The sequence below is a fragment of the Streptomyces sp. NPDC050433 genome (genome assembly GCF_044458565.1).
In the GTDB taxonomy this organism is placed as follows: domain Bacteria; phylum Actinomycetota; class Actinomycetes; order Streptomycetales; family Streptomycetaceae; genus Streptomyces.
This window is the reverse complement of the sequence record NZ_JBITIB010000002.1, coordinates 401,030-415,959: the sequence shown is the minus strand read 5'-3', so window position 1 is coordinate 415,959 and position 14,930 is coordinate 401,030. Positions and strand designations below refer to the sequence as shown.

Sequence of the window (14,930 nt, the reverse complement as noted above, 5' to 3'; positions counted from 1 at the left end):
CGGGCCCGCGGGGATCAGGCCCAGTTGAGGATGATCTTGCCGCCGGTGGCCGTGGCCGCCTCGTCGAAGGCCGCGTCGAAGTCCTCGTAGGCGTAGCTGCCGGTGATGACGGGCGCCAGATCGAGTCCGGCTTCGAGCAGCACCGTCATGGCGTACCACGTCTCGTACATCTCACGGCCGTAGATGCCCTTCACCGTGATCATCGAGGTCACGATCTTCGCCCAGTCGACGGCGAACTCCCGCGCGGGCAGCCCCAGCATCGCGATCCGGCCGCCGTGCGTCATGTTGTCGACCATGTCGCGCATCGCCTCGGGGCGGCCGGACATCTCCAGGCCGATGTCGAAGCCTTCCTTGAGGCCCAGCCTGCGCTGCGCCTCGGCGATGCCGGTGTCGGGGTCCGACACGTCGAGCGCGAGCGTGGCGCCGACCTTGCGGGCGATCTCCAGGCGGTCGGGGCTGACGTCCGTGATCACGACGTTGCGCGCGCCCGCGTGCCGGGCGACGGCCGCCGCCATGATGCCGATCGGGCCCGCCCCGGTGATCAGCACGTCCTCGCCGACGAGGGGGAAGGTGAGCGCGGTGTGCACGGCGTTGCCGAACGGGTCGAAGATGGCCGCGATGTCGAGGTCCACGGGCGCGCGGTGGACCCAGACGTTCGACGCGGGCAGCGCGACGTACTCGGCGAACGCGCCGTCGCGGCCGACACCGAGTCCGACCGTGCTGCGGCACAGATGCCTGCGTCCGGCAAGACAGTTGCGACATTTACCGCAGACCAGATGCCCCTCGCCGCTCACGAGGTCACCGACGGCGATGTCCCGGACGTCGGCACCGACGGACGCGACCTCGCCGACGAACTCGTGGCCCAGGACACGCGGCGTCTCGACCGCCTGCTGAGCCCAGCCGTCCCAGGCACGGATGTGCAGGTCGGTGCCGCAGATGCCGGTGCGGAGCACCTTGATGAGTACGTCCGCCGGGCCGGCCTCCGGCTCGGGTACATCGGTGAGCCGGAGCCCCGGCTCGGCCGTCAGCTTCACAAGTGCCTTCATCGGGGCGGCTCCAGGCGGTGCGGGTGCGAACGGTGCGGGTGGTGCTGATCGATGCCGGCACCAATCTGCCGCCGCCGCGACCGTTCGGTCCATCGAGGATTTCTTAAGCGGGTCGACAGCGGAGCTTCACGCAGAACGGGCATCAAGTAGAAGACAGTTGAAAACGGACGCACGGCCGACTATGAATTCGCCCACTTGTGCGGTAGGAGGCCGTCCTTCCCCTTACGATCGGTGGCCACCCGAGTCACGAGTGGGAGTGAGACAGCGTGAGCAGTCCGTTCAAGGCCTCAGTGGTCAAGGCGGCGCAGCGCGGGGATGAGCGGGCCAGGGACCAACTCAGCCACGCGTCCCTGCCGCTGGTCCACCAGCTCGTCGGCCATGCCCTGCACGGCCACCCGGAAGCGGACGCCCTGGTGCGGGAGACCGTGCGCCATGTGCTCGACGGCCTCGGCGGGCTACGGCGCCCGGCCGACTTCCGCTCGTACCTGGTGACCACCACGATCGCCCGGATCCGTGACTACGCGGACTATCCGTACGACCCTGCCCTCCGCCGCCCCGACTTCGACTTCGTGGATCTGATGATCAGCCGTCTCGGGCTGTCCGGTCAGCACCGGGAGGTCGCCGAGGCCACGCGGTGGGTCGACAGGGAGCATCACGCGCTGGTGCCGCTGTGGTGGCTGGAGACCGCCGGCGAACTCACCCGGCCGGAGGTCGCCGCCGCTCTGGCCGCCGACTCCCAGCAGGTGGACGCGCGGATCGAGCGCCTGGAGTACGAGCTGGAGACCGCCCGCGTGGTGGTCCGCGCGCTTCTCGCCGAGCCGCCGTGCGTCCTGCTGGAGCAGCTTGCCGCCGGCTGGAACGGCGTACCGTCCCCGCTCTGGCGCGAGCGAATGGCCGGGCACGCCTACGACTGCACCGTCTGCTCCGGATACGCGGCCGATCTGGTCCCGGCCGGCGCGCTCGTGGCCGGGCTCACGCTCGCCCTGGTGCCGGTCGGCGGCGGCGGTACGGGCGACGAAGGCGGACACGGCGGGCACGGCGGACACACGAACCGTACGCAGGCCGGGGACGGCGGGCACCGCGACCGGCGGGCGAGACGGCGCCGGGCCGTCACCGTGACCGCCGCCGTCGCCGCCCTGCTCACCGCCGCCGGCGTCGCCCAGTACGTCACGGGCGACCGGGGCGAGGACGACTCACGCGCCTCGTCCGCCGTCGAACCGGGGACGCTGGAGCCCAAGTCGGCGGCGAGCCGCACGGCCGAGCCGGCCAGCCCCTCCCCCTCTCGCAGCAGCGCGAGCCCGTCGCCCTCGCCGACCCGCTCGCCGTCCAAGAAGGCGGCCGAGCCGAGCAGGACCGCCCCCGGCCCGCGCCCCTCCACCGCCGATCCGGCCCCGAAACCGGATCCGAAGCCGACACGGACCCCGACGCCGGACGATCCGAAGCCGGGCGGCGGGGGCGGCGACTTCGCCGCGCAGGTCACCACGCTCGTCAACTCCGAGCGCTCGAAGGCGGGTTGCAACCCGGTGAGCGCCAACGCGCAGCTTCGGACCGCCGCGCTGCGGCACTCCCAGGACATGGCGGCCAAGGGCTACTTCGACCACAAAAGCCCGGACGGAAGGGACCCCGGCGACCGCATCACGGCGGCGGGCTACCGGTGGACGACCTACGGCGAGAACATCGCCAGGGGCCAGCGGACGCCCGCCGAGGTGATGAAGGGCTGGATGAACAGCCCCGGCCACCGGGCCAACATCCTGAACTGCGCCTTCAAGGAGATCGGTGTCGGTGTCCACGACGCGTCCGGCGGACCGTGGTGGACCCAGGCGTTCGGGGCGCGCGGCTGACGGGCCGACGAGTGGCGCGGGCTGACAAACTCCACGCTCTTCGTCTCGTTCGGTCACCTTCCGTTGGCGTACTGAACACGATCGCGACTATGTCCATGGTGGATTGAACCTGACCACTCAGATTCCGCCCGAATCGAACTCTCCGGCGCCGTAGGGCCAACCCCGTACGGGTTATGACGTGGGGACCCGAGAGCGCGAGCCGCCCACGCGATCCCGGCCACTCCACATACGGTCAATTCCGGCCAGACATAGACCTCTGGCACTGTTATTGACGAACCGTCATGGGCATATACGCTCCGTTCGAACCGCCACCGCTCCACACCGCCCGTACCAGGAACTCGCTGAACCAGTCCTGCGCCCACCCATCTCCAGGAGGCCGGTATGACGTGCGTCGAGGAACAGGCCGTGGCGCGGCAGCTACCTGCCGCGCCGTTCTACTGTCCGGTGGAACCGGCCATGCATCCCGGCGTTGACGTCCTCAACGACCTGACGGTGGACTGGATGCTGCGACAGAACCTCGATACCGACGAGCAGCAGCGCAAGCGCCTCGCCGTCTGCGACTTCGGCGGGCTCACCGCCTCGACGATGCCGTACGGGAGACTCGAACCCCTCATCCTGATGACCAAGTTCCACGCCGTGCTGTTCTCCCTCGACGACGGCGTCTGCGACGAGACCGACGCCACGGCGGATCTGATGGCCCAGGAGACCTCGCGCATCATGCGCGCGGTCGAGGCCCCCGCCGCGTATTCCCGTGCGGACTCCCCGCACACCGCCGCGTTACGGACCCTGCGCACGGAGCTGGAGCAGTACGCCTCCCCGCGGCAGCTGCGCCGCTGGACGGACGCCATGCGGGTGTACACATCGGGTCTGGTGTGGGAGGCGTCCTGGCGCCGGAGCCCCGAACTGCCGTCGCTCAACGACTACATCACGCTGTGGATGCGGGCCATAGGGATGGCGCCGTCCACGGCGATGATCGAGATCGTCGGCGGATTCTCCGTGCGGGACGAGGAGTTCGCGGACCCCCGCGTCCAGGCGCTCACCGAGATCACCTGGACGCTGGTCAGTTGGGACAACGACCTCTACTCCCGCAACAAGGAACTCCTGCGGGCGGGCGACGATCTCAATCTGATCGACGTGCTCTGCCAGGAGCTGGGCTGCGAACCGCCCGAGGCACTGAGGCACGCGGTGGCGATGCGCGACCGGGTGATGGTGCTGCAAGGCCGGCTGAGCGAGCAGGTACTCGCGGACGCGAGCCCGGAACTGCGCGCCTACATAGAGGGGTTGGGGCAGTTCCTCCGGGGTCATCTCGACTGGGCGTCGGTCTGTCCCCGCTACTCGGTGCCGTCGGGAGCGGCGTTCGAGCCGCGCGACTGGTGGAAGCGGTACCCCTCCGACGCGGGCCGCGAGCCGCTGCCGATCCCCACGATCTCGTGGTGGTGGGAGCAGCTGGACGCTCCGCGCTGAGCGTCCAACCGGCCCCGCACCGCGGCGCCTTGGGCGCCAGGGGGTGTCAGTACCCCCGCCACCACCGCACCACTGCCCGCCACGCCCGCGCCGGCGCGCCCGGCCCGCGCTGGGCGGGGATCGACCCGGCCGGCGTCGGCGCCACCGGTGGCGGTGACCCGGCGGGCGGCACCGGCGCCGGAGGCGGTACGGCCGCACCGGTCGCGCTCCGCGCCGACACCGGACGGGGCGACTCCACCTGCCACTCGGTGCGCGGCGCGTGCTGCGGCGTCGCTGACGGAGGCCCGGCGACATCCTGCGGAGGACGCGCGGCGAAGGTCACCGGCAGCTCCTGGAGATGCCGTGACATGAGCGAGGCCGACCAGCGCAAGTCCTCCTCGGGGACGGCCAGTTGGATGTCGGGAAGCCGCAGCAGCAGCGCGTCGACCCCGGTGTCGGCGATCGCGCGCCCGATGTCCTGGCCGGGGCACTCGTGCGGGCCGCCGCTGAAGGCGAGATGGGCGCGGTTGCCCTGCATGGAGGCGTTGACGTCGGGGCGTACGACCGGGTCGACGTTGGCGGCGGCGATCCCGACGACCAGCGCGTCGCCCGCCTTGATCCGCTGCCCGCCGAGTTCGGTGTCGCCGACGGCCCACCGGCCGAAGATGGTGGTGAACGGCGGCTCGTCCCAGAGTGTCTGCTCGACCGCCTCGGGGAGTGTCATATGGCCGCCGCTGAGCTGGGCGCGGAAGCGCGGGTCGGTGAGGACCATCCGGAGCACGTTGGCGATGAGGTTGGCCGTGGTCTCGTAAGCGGCGATGAGCACCAGCCGCAGATGCTGGGCGACCTCGGCGTCCGTGAGTCCCGCCGGGTGCTCGACGAGCCAGCTCGCGAAGTCCTCCTCGGGGGCCGCCCGGCGGCGGACCACCAGCCGGTTCAGGGCGCCCATCACGTACTCGTTGCTCTCGACCGCCGTCTCGGTGCCCTTGATCATGTCGCGGGCGGCCTGGACCAGCCGTTCGTTGTACTCCTCGGGCATGCCGAGGATCTGGACCATCACCATCATCGGCAGATGCTCGGCGAAGCGGCTGACGAGATCGGCCTTGCCGTTCTGGCAGAAGTCGTTGACGAGCCGGTTGCTGTAGCGGTTGATGAAGCGCCGCACGCCCCGGTGGTCGATCCGGCCGATCGAGTCGGTGACGGCGCCGCGCAGCCGCTCGTGGTCGGCGCCGTCCGCGAAGACGCAGATCGGCTGCCAGGTGAAGATGGGCGCGAGGGGGTGATCGGGCGGCACGCTGCCGTCGTTGACCGCGCGCCAGCGGCGGGAGTCCCGCGAGAACTGGGAGGGGGTCCGGGTCATGTGCAGGTTCTCGCTGTGCCCGAGGACCAGCCAGGCGGGTACGTCGCCGTGCAGCAGGACAGGCGCCACCGAGCCGTGCTCGGCGCGCAGCTTCTCGTACAGACCCATCGGGTCGTTCTCGGCCTCGGGGCCGTAGAGCCGCCGCAGCCCGGAGGGCGCCAGGTGGTCGCCGCCGAAGGCGTCGGCGACCAGGCTGTGGGCCGGGCAGCCCGGTGGCGGGACGGCCTGTTCGTCCGTTCCCGGCCGGTGCGGATAGGGCGTTGTCACGGTCACTCCAGGGATGGGAGGAGTCCAGGGATGGGCAGGGACAGGAAAAGGGCGGGTCAGGCCGGCAGTGCCAGCGAGTGCAGATAGCGCATGAGGGTCATCAGGACATCGCGGCTCGACGCGCGCAGCCGCGCGTCGCAGTCGACCATCGGCACCTCGTCGGGCAGGTCGAGCGCGGTGCGCAGCGCCTCGACGGGATGGCTCGGCGCGTCGGGGAAGGTGTTGACGGCGACGACGAACGGCACGCCGCGTTCCTCCAGCCGCCCGATCACGTCGAAGCTGACTTCGAGGCGGCGGGTGTCGACGAGGACGACGGCGCCGAGTGCGCCTTCGAAGAGGCCGTTCCAGAGGAACCAGAAGCGTTCCTGGCCGGGGGTGCCGAAGAGATAGAGCACCAGTTGGTCGCTGACGCTGATCCGCCCGAAGTCCATGGCGACGGTGGTGGCGGTCTTGCTCTCCACCCCGGAGTTGTCGTCCACGCCGACTCCGGCCTGGGTCATGGTCTCTTCGGTGGTGAGCGGGCGGATCTCGCTCACCGAGCCGACCATGGTGGTCTTGCCGACCCCGAATCCGCCGACGATCACGACCTTCACCGCGGATGTCGCCGTGGTGGGAAGTACGTCCTCGCTCCGGGGGCCCGTGATCGTGTCAGAGCTTCTGGAGTCCATGCATCACCGCTTCGAGAAGGGACCTGTCGGGGAGTGAGGCGCGGGCGACCGGCGCGCGCGACTCGACCAGATCCAGCGTGAGGAGGTCGGTCAGCAGCGCCGTCACCACGCTGAACGGCAGACTGAGATACGCCGACAGCTCGGCCACGGACAGCGGCGCCCCGCACAGCCGCAGGATGGCGGCCTGTTCGGGCGGCACCGTCGGTGAGGGGGCCTCGCGTGCCACGATCATGGTGACGAGGTCGAGCGAGGCGCGCCGGGCGCCGTCCGGACCACCCGTGATCACGTACAGCCGTTCCGGGTCCCCCACGTCCGCCCCGGGCAGCCTGCGTTCTCGTCGGGGAGGGGTCATCCGGTGTGCCCGTCATGGCGCGGGGGACTCGTCAGATGGGCACCGATCCGGACGACCATGTCCCGCATGCGGGCGCCGACGAGTCCGGCGTCGACCGTCTCGTCGGCGAGTACGGCGAGATAGGCACCGGTGCCCGCCTCCATCAAGTAGAAGAATCCGCCGCTCACTTCGATGACGACGAGCCGCATCCGGCCGTCGCTGTGCGGGATTTCGGCGGCGACGGCGGCGGCGAGACTCTGAAGTCCCGCGCAGGCGGCGGCGAGCCGGTCGGCGACATCGGGGTCACCGCCGTGTCTGGCGATCCGCAGTCCGTCCGCGGAGAGCACGACGATCTGCTGGACCTGCGGAACCCCGTCCGCGAGCTCCTTGAGCATCCAGTCCAAGTTGGCGCGCTGCTGGATCACTTCAGGTCCCCTTTGCCCCACACGTCGTCTGTTTCGCCGCGGTCGCCATGCGGATCCGGCGGCGCGTCTGATGTGCCTGTCGGGCCCGTGGTGCCACCCGTGGTGCCCGTCGGGCCCGCCCCTGAGGAGGTGCCGGCCGGCTGCTCCCGCGTGTGCGGGTCGCCGTTGACCGCCTTCGTGAAGGCTTCGAGCCAGATGCCGGGGCCGGGTTTCCCGGCTTCGCCGGTGCCGTTCGCCGTGCCCGGCATACCGGTCGCCCCCGCCGTACCGGGTGCTCCGCGCGTACCGGCGGCCGTGCCGTTCGAGCTGCCCGGTGCGGGCGTGCGCGCCACGTTGTGCGAGCCCAGCGGGGCCCTGCCGCGGCTGCGGCGCTGCGGGAGGCCGTTCGCCGTCCACTCGGTGACGACAGGAACGTCGTCCTCCGTGGCGGCACTGACGGGCGCCGGCCTGACCGGGCCGGTGGCCGGACGGGGCGCGGGAACGGCGGCCGGCGCGGGCGCCGGGTCATTCGTGCCGCCGGTGGCGGCCGTACGCGGCTTGCGCATCTCGGGCAGCTCAGTGCCGCCGGTCCCCATCGCGGTCGCGCCGATGCCGTGGGCGATACCGGGCGCGGGCCCGGTGGTGACCACGTCGCGGGGGACGACGAGGACGGCGCGGACGCCGCCGTACGCGGACTGCCGCAGCGAGACCTGGAGGTTGTACATCTGGCAGAGGCGGCCGACGACCGCCATACCCAGGCGCGGGGTCTCGCCGAGGTCGTTGAGGTCGATACCGGCCTGCGCCTGCGCGAGCATCCGCTCGGCGCGGGTGCGTGCCTCCTCGCTGAGGCTGACGCCGCCGTCCTCGATCTCGATGGCGATACCCGTCTGCACCTCGACGGCGGTCACATGGACGCGTGTCTGCGGGGGCGAGTAGCGGGTGGCGTTGTCGAGGAGTTCGGCGCACGCGTGGATCAGCGGTTCGACGGCCGTGCCGATGATGGCGACCTTGGCGATGGAGTGCAGATCGACCCGCTGGTACTCCAGGATCCGGGACATGGCACCGCGCAGCACGCTGAACAGCGGTACGGGCCTGGGCCATTGGCGGCCGGGGCGCGCCTTGCCGAGTACGGCGACACTGTCGGCGAGGCGCCCGATCAGAGCGGTGCCGTGGTCGATGCGCAGCAGGTCGTCGAAGACCTCGGGGTTACGGCCGTGGTGCTCCTCCATCTCGCGCAGCTCACTGGCCTGTTGGTGGACGAGGGACTGGACGCGGCGGGCGATGTTGACGAAGGAGCGCTGCGCGGACTCGCGCATGGCCTCCTCGTCGTCCACGATGTCGAGGATCGCGCGGAGCAACGCGCGCTGGGAGTCGGGGAGTTCGCGGTAACGCTCGTCGCCGTCGACGATGACGTGCATGACCTCCTGGGGTGAGTTGCCCCGGCGCAACTGCTGGATCGCGAGCGGCATCAGTTCCTTGCCGAGGCGCACGCTCTGGCTGTCGTGCTCGGCGATGCGCCGTTCCAGGAAGGCGACATGCTGCCCGTACTGGGTGCGCAGTGCGCGTGTCGCCTCTCCCCTGCGCGCGATCGCCACCGCGCCCCAGCTGACGAGGACGGTGGCGACGGCGCCGCAGGCCGCGACCGGTATCCGGGCGGCGTCGGCGACGAAGACCACGACGACGGCCGTCGCTGTGGCCATCAGGGCCGCGGAGAGCAGAAGCGCGCGAACGGTGGGAGACGCTTGATCCTTCATGGGTGCTTCAACACGAACCATGTAAGCCCTCTGGCGGTCGATTCAGGGGTCGGGTGACTCAGTCGATTCAGGGGTCGGGTATTCGAAACGATTACGGCACAGGGGAACAAGCGCCTGATTCCGTATCAACTCGACGCGCTCCGCGAGAGCCTAGTGCGGCCGGAACGCCTCATCGGCATATTCACGAACCTCGTGCGCGGGCGGGCTCGACAGGCATAGACTCGCGAACTTTGCACGGAGAGCTTTGCCGGCGGCACACAGAGTGAGGATTTCTGTACAGGTGACGAGGCCGGTTACCCCTGCCACCTGCGACGGCCCCGCCTTCCGCGTGGACGACCTCCGTCCGTTTCGTTCAAGACCGCCGATGGCCGGACCGCGCAGACTCGTCCCATGGATCTCACCCACACCCCGAACCTCAGCGGTGCCGCCGCCTTCATGACGACGCACGCGCGGCTGCTGGACCGACGCCGCTTCGAGCTTCTGCGCGGCACCGGCACCCCCGCCGCCGTCGTCACCGCGCTGGACGGCTACCGCAACGGGGACGGCGGCTACGGCTGGGCACTGGAACCGGATCTGCGGTCGGCCCTGAGCCAGCCGGTCGGCGCGCTCCTCGCCTTCGAGGTGTTCGAGGAGTGCGGTCCCGCCGTCTACGCGCGGGCCACCCAGCTGTGCGACTGGCTGGAGTCGGTCGGCCGCCCCGACGGCGGCATGCCCTTCGCCCTGCCGATGACCGGCCCGGACGCGGCGGGCTCGGCCCCGTTCTGGGCGGCGGCCGATCCGGAGGTCTCCTCGCTGCACATGACGTCGGAACTCGCCGGCGCCGCGCACCGCGTGGGCCGCAACGACCCGGACGTACGCGACCACCCCTGGCTCGCGCGGGCCACCGCCTTCTGCCGGGACCGGATCGCCGCCCTCGCCCGCCCGCCGCACGTCATCGAGTTCCGGTTCGTCCTGGACTTCCTCGACACCGTCCATGACACCCACCCGTGGGCCCCGGCCGAGCTGGAGCGGCTGGCCGCGTTCCTGCCGAAGGACGGCAGCCCGCTGCCGGTCGAGGGCGGGAGCGAGGGCGAGGTGCTGCGGCTGCTCGACTTCTCGCCCCTGCCCGGCCGGCCGCTGCGGGCGCTCCTCGACACGGCGGCGGTCGCCGCCGAACTCGACCGGCTCGCCGCGGACCAGCAGGAGGACGGCGGCTGGACGGTCGACTGGACGCCCCACTCCCCGGCGGCGGCGGTGGAGTGGCGTGGGTACGAGACGGTGCGCGCCCTCACGATCCTGCGCGCGCACGGCGTGCCGCTCAGCGAGGACCGCTGAGGACGCGCGTGGCGGGGGTCGGGATCGAGGGTCGACTGCGCACGGACGGACGGCGATACGTCCGGTCGGCTCACGTGGTCGTGCGCTCGACGTGGTCCGTTTCTACGGTGGCTGAATGATCATCAGACGGATCCTGCGCCCCGCGTTCGCGGGCTCGGTGGCACTGACGACCGGGCTGGCCGGGCTGCTGGCCCTCCTCCCGCCGTCGGTGTCCACCCCGACGGCCACCGCCGCCACGACTGCCACGGCTGCCACCGCGGCCACAGCCGTCAGGGCGGACCCCTCGCTGCTGTACCGGCCCGGCACCCACGTACGTGCGACGTCCGGCGCGCCCGCGCCGCCCAAGGACGTCTCCGCCCTCTCCTGGGTGGTCGCCGACGCGGGCACGGGCGCGGTGCTCGCGGCCCGTAACGCGCACCGCGCCCTGCCGCCGGCCAGCACACTCAAGACGCTGTTCGCCGTCACCGTGCTGCCCCGGATCCCCGCCGGCGTCCGGCACAGGGTGACCGAGGCGGATCTGGCGGGGATCGGCGACGGCAGCAGCATGGTGGGGGTGGCCCCCGGCCTGACGTACGACGTGGCCGATCTGTGGCGCGGTGTCTTCCTCAGTTCGGGCAACGACGCGGTGCGGGTGCTCGCCCGGATGAACGGCGGCTGGAAGTCGACGATCACTCATATGCAGGCCAAGGCGAAGGAGTTGGGGGCGAAGGACACGCGCGTGGTCTCCCCCGACGGCTACGACGAACCGGGGCAGGTGTCGTCGGCGTACGACCTCGCCGTGTTCGGCCGCGCCGGGCTGAAGCTGCCGGCCTTCGCGGAGTACTGCGCGACCGTCGAGGCCCGGTTCCCCGGCCGGGCCGGTAAGACGTTCGGCATCCTCAACACCAACAAGCTGCTGACCGGTGCCGATGGTGTGCGGCGCTATCCGGGGCTGATCGGCGTCAAGAACGGTTACACCTCCCACGCCGGGAACACGCTCGTCGCCGCGGCCCGGCGCGGGGACCGTACGCTGCTGGCGACGGTGATGAATCCGCAGTCCGGGGCCTCGCGGGCGGTGTACGAGGAGGCCCGGACCCTGCTGGACTGGGGTTTCGCCGCCGCGCCCGCCGTCACTCCCGTGGGGTCGCTGGAGCCGCCCAGGCCGCCGAACCCGCCGCGTCGGGCGGCCGAGGTGGAGAAGCAGGGGCCGGTCGCGCGGGCCGCGCGGGCGGCGGGCCCGGACGCGGACGCGGGCCGTGCGGACACCGTACGGCCGGGGGCGGTGCACCGCAGTGCCGCGTCGGCGGCCGAACCGGCCGACCGGGCGTCCGGACCCTCCGGGTACGTCGTGCCGATCGCGTTCATCGGGGCCACGTGCCTCGCCGCGCCGGCGCTGCTCCTCCTGTGGCGGGCCGCGCGGCGACGCCGTGATCCGGCGGACCCGGACGGGATCCCCCTGCCGTGAGGCGCGTCCGCACCGTGGCGGGAGGAACCGTGCGGAGAGCAACCGTGAGGATGCGGCCGGCGGCGACAGCGCGCACAGTGAATATATGGAGCAACATGTGATGGCCGTGGTCCTGCCACCGTGCGGCGGTGGCCGACGCGTCTGGGTCGACGGCCACGACGCCGGTCGCGCACGCCGGCCGGCCGACGTGGCGGAGCTGCTGCGCAGGGCCGGAATCGACCCCGAGCGGATGACCGACACCGACACGGTCGAGTGGCGCGGCGGCGGTCCTCAGTCCTGGCGCTGATTCACGCCGCCGCCCACCGGCCGTATGTCCTCCAGCGCCAGCCGGGCCCGTTCCGCCAGTCCGTCTGCGCCGCACTCCAGGGCCAGCACACGGCCCCGGCCGAGGTCCGGCGCCGACCGCGCGGCGATGCCGTACTCGACACGGGCGACCGCCAGCTCGTACGTACAGGGTGAGGCTTCGAGATGGGTGACGGCGTCGGCGAGCAGTTCGACCGCGGCCGGTCCTTCGGTCAGGGACGCGGAGCAGCACAGCGCGACGCCTATCGCGGTGTGCGTGCCGAAGCGCTCGGCGCGGTCGCGGGCGTACGCGGCGAGTCCGGCCGCGCGCTCCGGGTTCTCGTCGGCCAGTGCCCGCGCGAGATCGATCGCCCAGGTGGCCATCACCCCGTTGTGTCGGCCTCGCTCCGTCAACGCCCGCCCCGTGGCTTCGAGTTCGGCTATCGCCTCCTCCTTGCGGCCGAGGGCGAGCAGCAGCCGGCCCCGGACGGATCGTGCGTCGGGCACGGCCAGGGACGAGGCGTACGGCGGTCCGAAGGCGTAGCGCTCGGCCGCTTCGCGTGCCTCTTCGACATGGCCGCGGGCGAGCAGCGTGTCGACGAGCATGCAGATGCCGTTCCAGTGCATCGGCAGACGTTCGCCGACCCGGTCGGCGAGGCGCAGGCTCTCGCGCAGATACGCCTCCGCGTCGGCGAGGCGGCCACGTCTGCGGTGGGCGTAGCCGACGAGCGTGTGCGCGAAGGCGAGATGGCCGCCGCTCCAGCCGGAGATCTCAAAGGCGCGCATGCCTTCGTCGAACAGGGTCTCGGCCCGGTCGAGCCGGTCGGCGAAGGCGAAGGCGAGCGCGAGCAGGGCAGGTGGTTCGAAGCCCCAGGACGTGCCGGTCCAGCCGGTGCCGGGCGCGAGCGCGCCGTCGACCAGGGCGCGTTCGGCGATCTGGACGATCTCTTCGGCGCTCTCGCCGCGTGCCGTGGCGTCGAAGGCGCGCAGCATGAGCAGGACACGTTCGGTGTTGTCGCGTCCGGTGAGTCCGGCGGCGGTCTCGGCGAGACGGCGGGCACGCGCCGTGCCGTCGTCCTCGGTGTCCTGGACGCCTTCCCACAGGAAGTGCGCGGTCTTGAGGCGCATCTGGGCGGGTCCGGACGGGATGCGGGACGCTTCGGTGGCGACGACCAGGGCGGCTTCGCGCGTCTGGTCGTTGTGTGTCAGGGCCTGGGAGAGCCGGAAGACGGCGTCGACGCGCAGGCTGTCGTCGAGGAGTTGGGTGTCGATCGCGTCGCGCAGATGCCTGACGGTGGTGGCGGGTGACGACAGGAGGGTCGCGCAGCCCAGCTCGTACAGGACTTCGGCCCGTATCCGGGGCAACGGCGGCTCGGTCAGGGCGCGTTCGAGACAGCGGCGGGCGGCGTCGGGGGCGCCGACCGCGAGGTGTTCGGCGGCGGCCTCGCGCAGCTGCTCGACGAGTTCGGCGTCGTTGTCGGGGTGGACTTCGAGGAGGTGCCGGGCGGCGAGGGCGGCGCCCCGGCCGCTGCGGGTGACGAGCCAGGCGGCGCGGCCGTGGAAGGCGGTCCGGGTTGCCGAGGGGATGGCGCGGTAGACGGCGGTGGCGATGAGGGGGTGGACGAATTCGAGCGGGTCGGTGCCGACGAGGATACGGGCCATCCGGAGCCGTTCGGCGCTGTCGGCGGCCTCGGTGGGGCCCATTCCGGCGAGTGACACGACGAGTTCGAGGGAGATGTCGGTGCCGAGTATCGCGGCGGCCCAGGCGAAGCGGGTCGTGGTGGTGCCCAGCTCCTCCAGCCTGGCGATGAGGCCGGTGCCGCGGGTCATGGCGCCGAGCGCGCTGAGGGCGTCGGCGGATTCACCGACGGGGCTGAGGGCTTCGTCGCGTGCCTTGGCGAGCAGTTCGACGGTTTCGTAGGCGTTGCCGCCGGTGACCTCCCACACCTCGCGGCAGAACGGGTCGTCCGCGTGCTCGCCGAGGGTGGCGCGGGCGAGTTTGGCGGTGGCTTCGGAGGTGAGGGCCTTGAGGGTGACGAGCAGTCTGGCGCTCTCGCCGAGGGCCCGCAGCAGGTGGGCGCATTCGCCGATCGCGTCCTCGCTGCGGTACGCGACGACGACGAGGATCGGCGGGCCGCCCGTACGCCGGGCGAAGGACGCCAGCCAGGCGAGGGATTCCAGGTCGGACCAGTGCGCGTCGTCGACGATCACGACCAGCGGGGGCAGTGTCTGGGCGAGTCTGCGGAACAGGGTCTCCAGGCCGTCCCTGACACCCTGCGGGTCGGCGGGCCGCTCGCCGGGCGGCGCGACTCCGAGGGCGGGGCCGACGATGTCGTACCCGCCGCCGAGCAGTTCCCGTACGTCGCCGGCTCCGGGCGCCGCGAGGGCGGGCTGGAGCAACTGACGTACGACGTGGAACGGTACGGAGGTCACGGTCTCGCCGCCGCGCGCCGACCACACGGTGCAGCGGCCGGCCGCCATCCGGCGTACCTTGGAGAGCAGCGCGGTCTTGCCGAGTCCGGCGGCGCCCCGGTAGACGAGAAGTCCGCCGGAGGGCGTATCGCCGAAAAGCCCCTCGACCGCGTGCGCCGCCGCGGCGATCTCCGGCTCGCGTTCGAGAAGTGGGAAGCCGACCGAGTCCTCCGGCGGGAGCACCATCGGCCTCCTTGGTTGAATGGCGTACAGGTCAGATCACGACACTAGCCCGCCCGTCCCACATGTGGGCAGCGGTCCGCGCGGATCTGGACGATTTCGCCGGTGCTGATCGATCACGTGC

12 protein-coding genes are annotated in these 14,930 nt (G+C 71.7%); 5 read left to right on the top strand and 7 right to left on the bottom strand.

Features of this window, described 5'->3' with window-relative positions:
* Positions 1 to 14 precede the first annotated feature (14 nt).
* Positions 15 to 1,046, bottom strand: coding sequence for an L-threonine 3-dehydrogenase (tdh, locus tag ACIBLA_RS04560; RefSeq protein ID WP_363244864.1), 1,032 nt, complete (start codon positions 1,044 to 1,046; stop codon positions 15 to 17).
* Between the two features lie 266 nt (positions 1,047 to 1,312).
* Between tdh and ACIBLA_RS04555 the strand changes: the two genes are divergently transcribed.
* Both ACIBLA_RS04555 and ACIBLA_RS04550 read left to right on the top strand, forming a co-directional pair.
* Entirely contained in the window at positions 1,313 to 2,887 is a 1,575-nt protein-coding gene (locus ACIBLA_RS04555; RefSeq protein WP_399197720.1) for a CAP domain-containing protein, read from the top strand.
* Positions 2,888 to 3,268: 381 nt separating this feature from the next.
* Positions 3,269 to 4,351, top strand: coding sequence for a hypothetical protein (locus ACIBLA_RS04550; protein ID WP_363244867.1), 1,083 nt, complete (start codon positions 3,269 to 3,271; stop codon positions 4,349 to 4,351).
* Positions 4,352 to 4,397: 46 nt separating this feature from the next.
* Here the strand turns inward: ACIBLA_RS04550 and ACIBLA_RS04545 are convergent, their stop codons facing one another.
* Genes ACIBLA_RS04545 through ACIBLA_RS04525 form a run of 5 tightly spaced genes read right to left on the bottom strand, consistent with a single transcriptional unit; the run spans position 4,398 to position 9,135 of the window.
* Complete coding sequence (locus ACIBLA_RS04545; protein ID WP_363244879.1) at positions 4,398 to 5,957, bottom strand: cytochrome P450; 1,560 nt, start codon at positions 5,955 to 5,957, stop codon at positions 4,398 to 4,400.
* Positions 5,958 to 6,013: 56 nt separating this feature from the next.
* Positions 6,014 to 6,625, bottom strand: coding sequence for a GTP-binding protein (locus tag ACIBLA_RS04540; protein WP_399197719.1), 612 nt, complete (start codon positions 6,623 to 6,625; stop codon positions 6,014 to 6,016).
* Positions 6,606 to 6,977: a DUF742 domain-containing protein gene (locus ACIBLA_RS04535; protein WP_363244869.1), complete on the bottom strand. Its 372-nt coding sequence runs from the start codon at positions 6,975 to 6,977 to the stop codon at positions 6,606 to 6,608. The genes ACIBLA_RS04540 and ACIBLA_RS04535 overlap by 20 nt, the downstream gene beginning before the upstream one ends.
* Entirely contained in the window at positions 6,974 to 7,381 is a 408-nt protein-coding gene (locus ACIBLA_RS04530) for a roadblock/LC7 domain-containing protein (protein ID WP_363244870.1), read from the bottom strand. The genes ACIBLA_RS04535 and ACIBLA_RS04530 overlap by 4 nt, the downstream gene beginning before the upstream one ends.
* Positions 7,378 to 9,135, bottom strand: a complete 1,758-nt coding sequence (locus ACIBLA_RS04525) for a sensor histidine kinase (RefSeq protein WP_399197718.1) — start codon at positions 9,133 to 9,135, stop codon at positions 7,378 to 7,380. Before ACIBLA_RS04525 ends, ACIBLA_RS04530 begins: the two co-directional genes overlap by 4 nt.
* A gap of 369 nt (positions 9,136 to 9,504) precedes the next feature.
* On the opposite strand from ACIBLA_RS04525, the gene ACIBLA_RS04520 reads away from it, so the two are divergent.
* The 3 genes from ACIBLA_RS04520 (at position 9,505) to ACIBLA_RS04510 (ending at position 12,158) form a co-directional block, all read left to right on the top strand.
* Positions 9,505 to 10,428 (top strand): hypothetical protein, encoded by a 924-nt coding sequence (locus tag ACIBLA_RS04520; protein WP_399197717.1) that lies wholly within the window; start codon positions 9,505 to 9,507, stop codon positions 10,426 to 10,428.
* Between the two features lie 115 nt (positions 10,429 to 10,543).
* Positions 10,544 to 11,872 carry a D-alanyl-D-alanine carboxypeptidase family protein gene (locus ACIBLA_RS04515; protein ID WP_399197716.1) on the top strand — a complete coding sequence of 443 codons (1,329 nt, stop codon included), beginning with the start codon at positions 10,544 to 10,546 and terminating at the stop codon, positions 11,870 to 11,872.
* Between the two features lie 85 nt (positions 11,873 to 11,957).
* Positions 11,958 to 12,158 (top strand): hypothetical protein, encoded by a 201-nt coding sequence (locus tag ACIBLA_RS04510; protein WP_363244288.1) that lies wholly within the window; start codon positions 11,958 to 11,960, stop codon positions 12,156 to 12,158.
* Here ACIBLA_RS04510 and ACIBLA_RS04505 read toward each other — a convergent pair.
* Positions 12,143 to 14,812, bottom strand: coding sequence for an AAA family ATPase (locus ACIBLA_RS04505; protein WP_363244287.1), 2,670 nt, complete (start codon positions 14,810 to 14,812; stop codon positions 12,143 to 12,145). The two genes, ACIBLA_RS04510 and ACIBLA_RS04505, sit on opposite strands and share 16 nt — an antisense overlap.
* Positions 14,813 to 14,930 lie beyond the last annotated feature (118 nt).

What these genes read in the sequence shown, in the direction of transcription:
- tdh (WP_363244864.1), bottom strand. Translation starts at nt 1,046, where the DNA reads ATGAAGGCACTTGTGAAGCTGACGGCCGAGCCGGGGCTCCGGCTCACC.
- ACIBLA_RS04550 (WP_363244867.1), top strand. Translation starts at nt 3,269, where the DNA reads ATGACGTGCGTCGAGGAACAGGCCGTGGCGCGGCAGCTACCTGCCGCG.
- ACIBLA_RS04540 (WP_399197719.1), bottom strand. Translation starts at nt 6,625, where the DNA reads ATGGACTCCAGAAGCTCTGACACGATCACGGGCCCCCGGAGCGAGGAC.
- ACIBLA_RS04535 (WP_363244869.1), bottom strand. Translation starts at nt 6,977, where the DNA reads ATGACCCCTCCCCGACGAGAACGCAGGCTGCCCGGGGCGGACGTGGGG.
- ACIBLA_RS04525 (WP_399197718.1), bottom strand. Translation starts at nt 9,135, where the DNA reads ATGGTTCGTGTTGAAGCACCCATGAAGGATCAAGCGTCTCCCACCGTT.
- ACIBLA_RS04520 (WP_399197717.1), top strand. Translation starts at nt 9,505, where the DNA reads ATGGATCTCACCCACACCCCGAACCTCAGCGGTGCCGCCGCCTTCATG.
- ACIBLA_RS04515 (WP_399197716.1), top strand. Translation starts at nt 10,544, where the DNA reads ATGATCATCAGACGGATCCTGCGCCCCGCGTTCGCGGGCTCGGTGGCA.
- ACIBLA_RS04510 (WP_363244288.1), top strand. Translation starts at nt 11,958, where the DNA reads ATGGAGCAACATGTGATGGCCGTGGTCCTGCCACCGTGCGGCGGTGGC.
- ACIBLA_RS04505 (WP_363244287.1), bottom strand. Translation starts at nt 14,812, where the DNA reads ATGGTGCTCCCGCCGGAGGACTCGGTCGGCTTCCCACTTCTCGAACGC.